The sequence below is a fragment of the Dyella choica genome (assembly GCF_003977665.1).
Taxonomy (GTDB): domain Bacteria; phylum Pseudomonadota; class Gammaproteobacteria; order Xanthomonadales; family Rhodanobacteraceae; genus Dyella_B; species Dyella_B choica.
On record NZ_RYYV01000007.1, the window covers coordinates 243,807 to 255,718 of the forward strand.

Below are 11,912 nucleotides of genomic sequence, written 5' to 3' on the forward strand. Positions count from 1 at the left end.
ATGTCCTTCTGAAGAAAGAGAGCGAACGGTGCTCCCGGTGAGCTCATCTTCCGCTTCGGCGCTCAGGCCCGGCAGTGGCCTGATTGCCATATAACGTTAGAATCGGGCCAAGCTGCCGGAGCGCTCGCCATGCATCCCGTCAAAGTCGCCATCGTCGCCTTCGACCAGATTCGCCCCTTCCATCTGTCCGTTCCTTGCGCGGTCTTCGACGAAAAGTCCGGGGCGCCGCAGCCGCTATTCCAGGTGCGCGTGTGCGCCGCAGAGCCCGGCGAGTTGCGCACCACCAGTGGCTTCAGCTTGGCCACGCGTTACGGCCTGCGCGAGCTGGCGAATGCCGATGTCATCGTGGTGCCCTCCTGGCGCGATCCGCACGAATCGGCGCCGGAGCCCCTGCTCGCCGCGCTGCGCCGAGCGCACAGACGCAGTGCCACCATCGTCGGGCTTTGCCTCGGCGCTTTCGTGTTGGCCGAGGCCGGCGTGCTGGACGGAAAGCTCGCCACCACCCACTGGCGCTGGACGGAACTGTTCAAGCAACGCTTTGCGCAGGTACGGCTTGATCCAAACGTGCTGTACGTCGATCAAGGCAACATCGTCACTTCGGCCGGCACGGCGGCGGGCATCGATTGCTGCCTGCACGTGGTGCGCAGGCAGTACGGCGCGGAGATCACCAACCGCATCGCCCGTACTTTGGTGGTGCCACCGCACCGGCAGGGCAGCCAGGCGCAGTACATCGAACAACCGGTGCTGAGCCAGGCGGCAGCCACACCGCTCACGAAAACGCTGAACTGGGCCGCGCAGCATCTGGACCAGGCTCACACGCTCGATTCGCTTGCCGCGCGCGCCCTGATGAGCCGGCGTAGTTTCACCCGGCACTTTCGTCAGCATACAGGGACTACGGTCGGGCAATGGTTGTTGTCCCAACGCCTCGGCCTGGCGCAACGCATGCTGGAAACCACCGATCAGCCGATCGAGCGCATTGCCGAACGCACTGGCTTCGGCACGGCATTGTCGATGCGTCAGCACTTCGGGGTGGCGTTCCATACGACGCCTTCGACGTATAGGCGAGAGTTTCGCGGAAGCTAAAGTGGACCGGCGGCCCAATGCGTAGGCTGGGATGACAATCCCAGCATCACGGATGCTGTGTGCAACGTGATGCTGGGTTTGGCAACCCAGCCTACGGCGATCTTCTCGAACGTCATTGTGCAGATAAACCCAACTCCTGCGCAAAGAACGTGAGCATGATTGCCGTATTGCCTACGCGCTGGCTGAAGGGCGCGCCAATGCCATGTCCGGCATTCATGCGCGTTAGCAGCAGGATCGGCTGATCCGACGTCGTGGCGTTCTGCAGCGTCGCCGTGAACTTGCGTGACTGCCACGGCGCCACGCGCGGATCATTCGCGCCGGTCGTCATGAACACGGCCGGATACGCGGTATGCGGCCGCACATTCTGCAGCGGCGAATACGCCAGCGTAGCCTTGAACTGCGCCGTATCGCTCACCGTGCCGAATTCGCTCACGTTGTACGCGCCGTTGGCAAAGTCGGTTTCATGGCGCATCACGTCATAGATGCCCACCATCGCCGCCACCGCACGATAATCGGCCGGATGCTGCACAAGTGAGGCACCCATCAGCAGGCCGCCATTGCTTTCGCCAAGAATTCCCAGATGGGCGCGGTCGGACCAGTGCGCATCGAACAGGGCCAGTGCGGCGGCATGGAAGTCGTCAAAGACGTTCTGCTTGTTGAGCATCTGGCCCTGCGCATGCCAGTCCTCCCCGTATTCGTTGCCACCACGGATGTTGGCGAAGGCCAGCACGCCGCCCCGTTCCAGCCACGCCAATTCAGGCCCGATGAAATGCGGTGCAATGGGAATGTCGTAGCCACCGTAGCTATAAAGAATCGTGGGGCGTTGGCCGTTCGGCGCGACGCCGCGCAGGCTCAGCAGTGTGACCGGTATCCGGGTGCCATCCTTGGAGACGCCTTCGAGACGGTGCGCCTCCACCTTGCTGTAATCGGCAGCGGGTTTCACTTCGAAGACCGTATGCAGGCTGCCGCTTTTCGCCTCGTAGTCGGCCCAGCGCGCAGGTAGCGTCCAGCCGCCGTAAGTCACCAGCGCGTGATCCCGGCCTTGCTCCGCGACGATGCCTGCGACGGTGATGTCGTGTTGGGGAAGCGGCACTCGGCGCACCAAGTTGCCACGCGCGTCGTATTGTTCCGCCCACCAATCCGGGCCCCAGCTGCGCGTGACCAGGAAGCCGTCTGCGATCGGCGCGACCTCCTGCAGGGCGCCTTCGCGCTGCGGCAGCACGGTGGTGACTTCGCCTTGTGCATCGATCGCAAGCAGCATGCCGCGTGGCGCATCGGCGAAGCTCGTCACCAGCAGGCGCGAACCTGCCCACGCCGCATTGCGCACATTCGCATCGTAGCCCAGCACCTTCTTCCACCCGGTACCTGTGCGCAGATACACCTCGGCCGATCCGCCGTCGCCGATGTTGGCGAGCACGGCAAGCTGCCTGGCACCCGGCGAGGTCCGCAAGCGGTACTCGGCCACTTTCGAATAGCCTTGGCCGAACACCGCTTCGTCGGTGCCCGCTGCACTGCCTAGTGTGTGGTGCACCAACGCGGCGTCGAACTGTTGCACTTCCGCACCGGCCGGCGGCAACGGGAAGCGCACGTAGACCAAGCCATGTTCATCGGCATCCCACGCAACGTCTTGCGGCGTGGTGCCGCCACCCGCATAGGGCAATGCGTCGCTCAATGTCTTGCCGTTGCTTACGTCGAGCAGGTGCAAAGTGGTCAATTCGCTGCCACCTTCCGCCGTGCCATACGCGAGATAACGCCCGCTGGGCGAAGGCCAGTAGCCGGTGATCGCGGTATTGCCGTCGCCGGCATTCAGATCCACCAGCACGCGGGCCTTGCCTACCGGCCAGGCTTGCGCCATCAGCTGCGGCTGTGGCTGTGGTGGGGTCTCCTGCAGGTAGAACAGCGTGCCGCCGGCAAGCAGCGGCGAGGAACGCGTAGTCGAGGTGATCGCCAGTTGCCGTACACGTTCGCTCATGGCCTTGCCGTCGGGCATCGCGGCAAGCACCGCTTCGGTGTACTCGTTCTGCGCCTTGATCCAGGTTTGCACCGCTGGATCGTGTGGGTTTTCCAGCCAACGATAGGGATCGTCCACCGTGGTGCCATGTAGGGTAGTGGCGGCAGATCGGCTAGGCGAAGCGGGGGGCTTGGCAGGGTCTCCGGCGTAGGCAGCCAGGCTTGCGAACAGGGCGACGGCGGGCAGGCAACGTAGGAAAACAGACATGCCTCAAGCTCCTGCAGCGAAGGGAAGAGACGGACCAGCCAGCCTATATCGGACCCAAGCCAAAGCGAAACGGGACGCTTGGCGCTTGCCACACCCATGCGCTTGGCTATGCTGGCCGATTTTCGTATTGAAGGAGTTTCCTGCATGCGCCGACTGCTGCTTGCGGGCCTTGTCGCCCTCACCGTCCTGCCCGTGGCGGCGCAAACCCCATCGAGCGCGCCCAAGCTCGACCTGGAAACCGTCATGGCCAATCCGGACTGGATGGGGCAGGCGGTGGAAAACCCGTACTGGAGCGTGGACGGCCGCAGCTTGTACTACCGCTTGAAGCGGGATGGCAGCCCGGTGCGCGACCTCTATCGCGTGGATCCGGCAAGCGGCACCAACAGCAAGCTCGATGCCGCCGAGATCGCCCAGGCGGAAGGTCCTGCCGTATACGATCGTGCGCATCGCCATGCGGCGTACCTTTTTCATGGCGACGTGTTCCTGGTGGACTTGAGCAGCGGCCGCCGTACGCAAGTCACGCGCAGCCCGTCGCCGGAATCGTCGCCGCGCTTTTCCGCGGACGGCCGCTCGCTGCAATTCCGTGAAGGCAACAGCTGGTATGTCTACGACCTGGCCAGCGGCGTGACTTCGCCGGCCGCGGTGCTGAAATTGTCTGACGATCCGCACGACAAGAAACCCGATGCGCTCGGCCAGCAGCAGCTCGACCTGTTCAAATCTCTGCGCGAAGACAGGGCGGACAAGGATGCCGTGCATGACAACGAGCAGGCGCTGGCCCACGCCGATCCCACCCGCGCGCCGCAGCCGTTCTATCTGGGCGACAAATCGCAGCTGGTGGATACCGAGCTGTCGCCGGACGGCCGCTGGATGCTGGTGGTAACGCAGCCGGCCCATCACGACGAGGGCAAGGCGCCGGACGTGATCCATTTCGTTACCGAATCCGGCTACACCGAAAACGAACCCTCGCGCCCCTATGTAGGACGCAACGAACCGGCGCCGCAGTCGGTACTGCTGCTGGATTTGAGCGCGCACAAGAGCTACCCGCTGGCCACCGACAACCTGCCCGGCATCAAGGACGATCCGCTCAAGGCGATCCGCGCCAGGACCGTGGCTGAACTCAAGAAGGCCGGCAAGGAAGACGAAGCCAAAGCGCTGAAAGCCCCGGATCTGCGGCCGGTCACGCTGTACAGCACGGACAGCGGCAGCGCCGGCATCGTGTGGAGCGATGACGGACGCAACGCCGCGCTGGTATTCACTGCCATCGACAGCAAGGATCGCTGGATCGCCAGTGTCGATTTCACGCAGCACGCCCTGGTGCCACAGCACCGCCTGCACAACGACGCATGGGTCAGCTGGAATTTCAACGACGTGGGCTGGCTCAAGGACAACCGCACGCTGTGGTATCTCAGCGAAGAGAGCGGTTACTCGCAGCTCTATGTGAAGCCGCTGGACGGTGTGGCCAAGGCGCTGACTTCCGGCAAGTTCGAGGTGAGCCAGCCGCAACTTGCCGGCGACGGCCGCTGGTTCTACCTGCGGACCAACAAGCTGGCACCCTACAGCTATGACGTTTATCGCGTGGCATCCAACGGCGGCGAACTCAGTCGCGTGACACAGTACGGCGGCATGGAGCAGTTCGTCCTGTCGCCTGACGACCGGCAGCTCGCCGTGCTGCACTCATCCGCCTATGTCCTGCCGCAGCTGGCCGTGCAAGGTACGGAGAGCGGCGCGGCGCGCGAACTCACCAGCACCATGAAGCCCGGCTTCAGCGCGCACAAGTGGATCGAACCGAAGATGGTTCAGGTGCCTTCTTCACACGGCGCCGGCGTGATTTACGCGAAGTACTACGGCCCGGCGGACGAAAGCGATGTGCCGGCTTCGCGTCCCGCCGTACTGTTCGTGCATGGCGCCGGTTATCTGCAGGACGTAAAGGCCGCCGCCACGTATTACCAGCACGAGCAGCTGTTCAACAACCTGCTGGTGCAGGAAGGCTACGTGGTGCTGGACATGGACTACCGCGCTTCCGAAGGTTACGGCAGCGCATGGCGGACGGCGATTTACCGCCAGATGGGCCATCCCGAACTGGAAGACCTGCTGGACGGCAAGGCCTGGCTGGTCAAGCAGCACGGCGTCGATCCCAGGCGTGTCGGGATTTACGGCGGCAGCTACGGCGGCTTCATGACCGAAATGGCGCTGTTGCGCGCACCCGGCGAATTCGCGGCCGGCGCGGCACAACGCCCGCCTTCCGACTGGGCGACCTACAACGATTCGTATACCTCGGCCATCCTCAATCATCCGCAGATCGACCCGGAAGCTTACCGAGTCAGCTCGCCGATTACTTATGCGGAGAGCCTGCGTGATCCGCTGCTGATCAATCACGGTCTGATCGACGACAACGTCATGGCCAGCGATTCGGTCCGCCTGTACCAGCGCTTCGTCGAATTGCACAAGCGAAACTTCTGGATCTCGCTGTATCCGCTGGAGCGGCATGAATTCGAACACGCGGATGCGTGGTATGACGAGTATCGGCGAATCAACGAATTGTTCGAGACCTGGGTGAAACCGTAGGCTGGGTTGCAAAACCCAGCATTGCCATGCCGCAGCGCACGCGATGCCGGGATTGTCATCCCGGCTTGCGCCTGCGCATCACTTGTCGTGGTTCTTGCGTCCCGCGGCGATTTCAGCCGCGGCGCGTTCGAGAATCTCGGCCACGCGTTGCGCCTCCGCCTTCCAGTCACTGCCGCGCATCAGCACCGCGTGCTTGAGCGCATGCATGGCCTTGCGCACCGACATCGGCACCGAAAGCTTGGCGAACAGGCGCGCGCTTTCGCGCGTGCGCTCGATGATGGCCTCCACGGTCGCGCGATTGGCTTCAAGAAAGGCACGGCCTTCGCCGGTAATGGCATACAGCTTGCGGCCGCCCTGCTCGTTCTCCACCGAGGCGTAGCCCAGTTCTTCCAGCATGGTCAGGGTCGGGTAGATGGCGCCGGGACTGGGCGAGTACTGGCCGAGGAACATCTCCTCGATGGTGCGGATCAGTTCATAGCCATGCCGTGGCTGTTGTTCGATCAGGGCCAGCAGCAGCAGCTTCAGATCGCCGTGACCCAGCATGCGGCCGCCGCCGCGACGCCCGCCGCCGTGCAGGTCGCCCCACTCGCCAAACGCTTCGCCGGGATGCCCGAACCCGCCATGCCGGCCGCGCCGGCCGTGGAATTCGAACTCCTCCTCGCCGAACCAGCCACCTTCACGCCAGCCCCCGCAGCCGCCGTCATGATGGCGGTGCATGAAGCGATGGAACAGGAAATGCCTGTGCATGATATAACTCCGATATATCGAAATCGTGGAAGAAACGATATATCGAAGTTGTATCGGATGCAAGCCCGCGGGCGGGCGTGGCCATTCCTGGCTACCACTTGTCTGTTTCCACACCCCCCGTTCGTCACTCACTTAGGGCACCCGTCAGGAGAAGCGAACATGACCCAGAATCCCACCCTCGTCCCCGCTGCCGAACTGGTCAGGCGTAACGCCGCCACCCAGCCGAACGAAAGTGAGCAATACCGCCACGCCCGCAACGAACTGCTGCGCGAGGAAATCGAACTGCGCCGCCATATCGAACGCGTAGCCCAGATGCGGCGTGCGTTGCCGCCGGGCGGCGAGGTGATCGGCGACTATCGCTTCCGGGGTGAAAACGGCCCCAGCGATTTCGCCGGATTGTTTGGCGACAAGCAGACCCTGGTCGTCTACAGCTACATGTTCGGCCCGCAACGCGAGCGGCCCTGCCCGATGTGCACATCGATGCTGAGCGCATGGGAAGGCGAGGCGCGCGACATGCAACAGCGCATTGCCCTGGCGGTGGTGGCGCGTTCGCCGATCGAGCGACTGGTAGCCTTCAAGCAAGAGCGCGGCTGGCGCGATCTGCCGCTGTACTCCGATTTAAATGGCAGCTTCACGCGCGACTATCACGGCATTGCCGAAGACGGCAGCGACGTGCCGGCGATCAATGTCTTCACCCGGCGCGACGGCCGCATCCGGCTGTTCTGGGCCGCGGAAATGGGTTTTGAAACGGTCGACCCCGGCCAGGATCCGCGGGGCGCACCCGATCCCATGCCGATATGGACCGTTTTCGACATGACGCCCGAGGGGCGCGGCACGGACTGGTATCCGAAGCTCGACTATCCGGCATAGCACGCATGGCAACGCTGGGTTTAGCAACGTAAGCCTACGATTGCCATCCCAGCCTGCGCGAGCACGTTTACGCGCGCAGCATGTCGTCCGTTGACTGCGGAGCTGCGACGAGCTGATTGCGGCCTTGCGCCTTGGCCTGGTACAGCGCCGTATCGGCGGCGTTGAGCAGATCCAGCCAGGTAATCACCACCGTATTGCCTTTCGCCACGCCGAAGCTCGCCGTCACGCTCAAGGCCGAGACGCCCGGTGCGCTGATGCTGTCGCCCGAAATGGCTCGACGAATGTCTTCCGCCAGCTGGCACAGCTCCTTCATCGACAAACCGTTGGTCAGCACCGCGAATTCCTCGCCGCCATAGCGGAAGGCCATATGCGGCTCTTTCACCAGATGCCGGATGCGTCCGGCGACTTCACGCAGCACCAGGTCGCCGACGATGTGCCCATGCTCGTCGTTGATTGGCTTGAAGTAATCGATGTCGATCAGGACCAGGCCGCGACCCTTGGAAAGGCGTACCGGCTCGGCCGAGAGATCGCCGGTGATCTCCTCCAAGGCATGGCGATTGTGCAGCCCGGTGAGTGCATCGGTATGCGCCTGCCGGCGCAGCGCCTTGCTCAATTCATCACGTTCAATGGCCAGCTGCATGCCGCGCATGTGCTGTTGCCGCAGCGTATCGATGGCTTCATGCAAGGCGCGCGCCTCCATGCTGTTGCCGGCACGCGGCGCTCGCCGCAGGTCGCCGTTGGCAAGCCCCACGATTTCTCGCTTCGCCAGCAGCAGCGGACGCACTACCAGGTTTTGCGCCGCCCGCAGCACGCTGAGCGCAAACACGATGAACGACACCAGGAAGGCGCCGATCAGCAGCATGTGCCGGCCTTCCGCCCGCTGCGTATCGGCCACCTGGGCCATGGCGCGAAGCATGAACAGGTCTTCCAGGTCCTCCAGCGCCATCAGGTCCGGACGCACCTGGCTGGTGAAGGCCGCGGCACGGATACCGTAATCCGCTCCCTGGGAGGCCACCAGCGCATCAGTCATGGCCAGCGTGTGCCCGAAGAAGCCGCGCTCGACGCGTGAGCGTACCTCCTGGATATCGTCGTCGTTCCGCCCGGGCAGGTGCATGTCGCCTGGCATCAGGTGATGCAATTCGTCGATATGACCGCGCAACGCAGCCATGCCGAGGCGGCGCATCGGATCGATGGGCTGCGGCGTGGACAAGGGCACCACCAGCATCGAAGCGAGCCGGCCGCCGTATTCACGCAGGTCGCTCAGGATCCGGGCCATCTGCATGATGCCGGTCTGATCCGGGGCCAGCTGCTGCGCCTGGTGGTAGAAATCGCCGATCAGCGGATCGAGTTCGCTGCGTGCCTCGATCAGCTTGTCGATGGCCGCTTGCAGATCCTGCGGCGAACGTTCGGCAGGCATATGGCGCGCCAGGGCGTCGTAAGCGGCTCGGGCCTGGGTCAGCGAAGCCCGTGCGCGCGCAAGCTGGCTGCCCTCCGCATCGGCCTGCGGCTGTGTGCGTATCAATTGTTGGAGTTGGCCAAGCGCGGCATCGGTACGTTGGCGTGACCCGGCGACTTCCGCCTGGATGGAGGCATAGCTAGTGGCGGAGTGCGGATCCAGGCTGAGCAGAATGTTGGAGGGGGCACGCTCGGTGGACGCCGCATTGCCGGCTTTCAGCGCCTGGTCAAAGGAGGTCAGCGCCTGCAGGTTGCGCGTGCTCTGCCGGTAGCCTTGGGCGTACCCGGCGAATACGTAGGATGAAATGCCCGCAGCCACCGCCAGCAAAAGCGCTGCCCCCACCCTTAGCTGTGCCTGTAGCTGCATCGATACCCGTTCCGCACCACGCTTGCGCCCATCACCCGTTCGGCCCCATTGATGGCACCCCGGACGGGTCCATCATGGTCGCAAGACGGCTGAGGCATCCCTGAATTTTTTGGCCTTGGGACAAAAAGTCCAAAGGGGCGGAATGCCCTATCGGCAGGATCGGGAAAAACCAAAGGCGTCTAGTCGAAACCTCGCAAGCGCGCGACCACGCCGACGGAAGCGATCAGCGCGCCCGAGAGCAGGCGCATGTCCATCGGCAAATGCCGGCGCCGCACGTCCAGCAGCAAGGCTATGCGCGGTTCATCGCTGTGATTGAACACTTCGTGCGGGTAGGTGTCGTCCCAAAGCAGGTATTCGCCCTGGCCAATGCGATGTTCGTGGCCATCGAGCGAAAGCACGGCCGCTGGCCTGCCTTGTCCGTCCACCGGCACCGACAAGCCGAGCTGGAAGCGCAGCACGCCCCGAAACGGACCGCGGTGCTGAGGAATATGCTTGCGGGGCGCGAGGAACGACAAAGTGGCCGAAAGCACGTCCGGCGTGGAGGCGATGAGTTGCGCCAGCGTGGGGCAGGCCGCCAGGTGCCGGGCAATGCCGGTGCCATAGACCTTCAGCAGATACACGCGCCAGTCCTTGCCGTCGTTGGCCGAAATCGACGTTTGCGCGGGCATCACCTCGTGAAAGCGTGGAATCGCCTGCATCTGCGTGGCCACCGCCAGCGCTTCGTCGCGAATGGCCTGCCACGCATCGCCAAAGCGGCTTGCAGCGGGAAAGTAGAGGCTCGCGTCCAGCACCGGCGGCGTATCGATGCGCGCATCGTAGAGACGGCGAACTGCATTGGCGGACAGGTCGTATAACAGGCTCATGCTTGTCGTCCCTAGTCGCAATGAATCCGATCGGAGGCCCTGGCGCCATCTATGCTGCGGTGTCTTGCGGCGGTACAACGTGAAGGCCGATCAGGTCGCGACAACGGATGACGCTCGCGGTGTGATACGCCGCATGATGTCGTCACGGGTAGGCAGGGTTTTAAGGTCATAGGTGGCCTGCAGGGCCAGCCAGCTTGCAGCGTCTCCCCCGAAGTAACGCGCGAGCCTTTCGGCGGTATCGGCTGTAACGGCGCGCCGCTCATTGACAATTTCGCGTATGCGCGTTGAGGGCACGCCAAGTGCCATGGCTAGCGCATTGACGCTCATGCCAAGAGACGACAGGAATTCCTCCCGCAGAATTTCACCGGGGTGGACAGGGCGCAGGCGATTGACAGGTTTAGTCATAGGGGCAACTCCCGATTAAATACCCTTCGCCGGAGCGAATGGCACACGCCGTGCATCACGCAGTGGCTGAGATCATCACGCAATTGCGCCCCGCGCGCTTGGCCTCGTACAGGGCGGTATCCGCGCGGCGCCGTGCGCCCATCATGTCCAGCTCGCCGGGATCGGCAATCGCGGCTCCGATGGAGACGGTCAGCGTATAGGCCTGTCCCGCGATATGGAACGAGGTGCGCTCGACCGCATTGCGGATGCGTTCGGCCAGCGCCAGCAGATCCGCTTCCTTCACGGACGGGGACAGCACCAGGAACTCTTCACCACCCACACGTCCGACCAGATCGCCGGTTCGTAGCATGCGCCGGATGCTGTAGACCAGCTCCAGCAACACGCGATCTCCGTCGTCGTGGCCGAAGCGGTCATTGATGCTCTTGAAGTGATCGGCATCGATCAGCAGCACGCCGATCGGCTCCCGCCTGCTGCGTGCCCGCGCAAGCAGGGTTTCCGAAGCTTCCAACAAACCCAGCCGATTGGTGACGCCGGTGAGCGGATCGATGCGCGCCAGGTCATGCAGCTCGCGCTGCAGGATTTCGTTGTACAGCAGCAGAAAGCCGACGCTGGCCATCAGTGGCTGCATGCCCAACAGGAACACGTACACCACGTTCACGACAGTCGGTGCGCCGATGCCTTGCGGTGGCGTAACGGCTGTCCACAAAGTGACGTTGCGCCATACCAGCAAGGCCACCGCCAAGAGATAGGCCCACAGCAGCAGGCATTGCGCACGTGTATCGCGCTTGCTGCATCCACCCCATAGCGCGGCAATATTGAGCGCGGCATTGCAGCTTAGGAAAACCGATCCCCACAGCACGCGCAACAGGTAATCCGGGTGCACGGTGGCGAAGTAGGTCACGCCCAGCCAGCCGGCCACGCCCAGGGCGATCGCTTCGCGCCAGCGCAGCGTGCGGTTCAGCACGATGCGTAGCGCCACGATGGTCAGCGCCTGCGCCGACAGGTTGAAGGTATTGCCTACCAGCAGCACGGTCAGCGACGAAAGCTTGAAATCGAACGCCAGTATGAAATCGCCGCAGGCCTCGATCAGCAGCGCCGTCGCGCGCATACGCAAACCCTGCACGGCATTGTTGCTGCCGTTGCGCGTGCCGAACCACAGCAACAACGCCAGCACCAAGGCCTGGCCGCCATTGATCAGCGCTAGCGTCTCGACATTCAAATGCATCGCGGATTCCCGGCATCGGAGAACCTCGGCCCGGTGCGTCTCGGCCAGGCCGCAGCGTCGATTCGCGCGCCGGCGCCGCCGAAGCGGCCAGCGTTATCGCGCATTGCAAATCGT

The 11,912-nt window shown here is 63.6% G+C and carries 9 protein-coding genes; 3 read left to right on the forward strand and 6 right to left on the reverse strand.

Annotated elements, in window-relative coordinates; translation table 11 throughout:
* The first annotated feature begins 129 nt into the window (after nt 1–129).
* Nucleotides 130–1,083, forward strand: coding sequence for a helix-turn-helix domain-containing protein (locus EKH80_RS11760; RefSeq protein WP_126684947.1), 954 nt, complete (start codon nt 130–132; stop codon nt 1,081–1,083).
* 112 nt (nt 1,084–1,195) lie between these two features.
* Here EKH80_RS11760 and EKH80_RS11765 read toward each other — a convergent pair whose 3' ends face one another.
* Nucleotides 1,196–3,301, reverse strand: a complete 2,106-nt coding sequence (locus EKH80_RS11765; protein ID WP_126684948.1) for a prolyl oligopeptidase family serine peptidase — start codon at nt 3,299–3,301, stop codon at nt 1,196–1,198.
* Nucleotides 3,302–3,445: 144 nt separating this feature from the next.
* Here EKH80_RS11765 and EKH80_RS11770 point away from each other — a divergent pair, with 144 nt between their 5' ends.
* On the forward strand, nt 3,446–5,866 hold the full coding sequence (locus EKH80_RS11770) for a S9 family peptidase (protein ID WP_126684949.1): 2,421 nt from the start codon (nt 3,446–3,448) through the stop codon (nt 5,864–5,866).
* A gap of 78 nt (nt 5,867–5,944) precedes the next feature.
* Here EKH80_RS11770 and EKH80_RS11775 read toward each other — a convergent pair whose 3' ends face one another.
* Nucleotides 5,945–6,613: a PadR family transcriptional regulator gene (locus tag EKH80_RS11775; protein WP_230473634.1), complete on the reverse strand. Its 669-nt coding sequence runs from the start codon at nt 6,611–6,613 to the stop codon at nt 5,945–5,947.
* Between the two features lie 159 nt (nt 6,614–6,772).
* On the opposite strand from EKH80_RS11775, the gene EKH80_RS11780 reads away from it, so the two are divergent.
* Nucleotides 6,773–7,483 carry a DUF899 family protein gene (locus EKH80_RS11780; protein ID WP_126684950.1) on the forward strand — a complete coding sequence of 237 codons (711 nt, stop codon included), beginning with the start codon at nt 6,773–6,775 and terminating at the stop codon, nt 7,481–7,483.
* Between the two features lie 67 nt (nt 7,484–7,550).
* Here EKH80_RS11780 and EKH80_RS11785 read toward each other — a convergent pair whose 3' ends face one another.
* The 4 genes from EKH80_RS11785 to EKH80_RS11800 form a co-directional block, all read right to left on the reverse strand.
* The gene (locus tag EKH80_RS11785; protein ID WP_126684951.1) at nt 7,551–9,305 is read right to left on the reverse strand and encodes a GGDEF domain-containing protein; all 1,755 of its coding nucleotides are present in this window, start codon (nt 9,303–9,305) and stop codon (nt 7,551–7,553) included.
* Nucleotides 9,306–9,484: 179 nt separating this feature from the next.
* Nucleotides 9,485–10,168, reverse strand: a complete 684-nt coding sequence (locus EKH80_RS11790; protein ID WP_126684952.1) for an aspartyl/asparaginyl beta-hydroxylase domain-containing protein — start codon at nt 10,166–10,168, stop codon at nt 9,485–9,487.
* Between the two features lie 90 nt (nt 10,169–10,258).
* Nucleotides 10,259–10,573: a HigA family addiction module antitoxin gene (locus EKH80_RS11795; RefSeq protein ID WP_126684953.1), complete on the reverse strand. Its 315-nt coding sequence runs from the start codon at nt 10,571–10,573 to the stop codon at nt 10,259–10,261.
* 55 nt (nt 10,574–10,628) lie between these two features.
* The gene (locus tag EKH80_RS11800; RefSeq protein WP_126684954.1) at nt 10,629–11,798 is read right to left on the reverse strand and encodes a GGDEF domain-containing protein; all 1,170 of its coding nucleotides are present in this window, start codon (nt 11,796–11,798) and stop codon (nt 10,629–10,631) included.
* Nucleotides 11,799–11,912 lie beyond the last annotated feature (114 nt).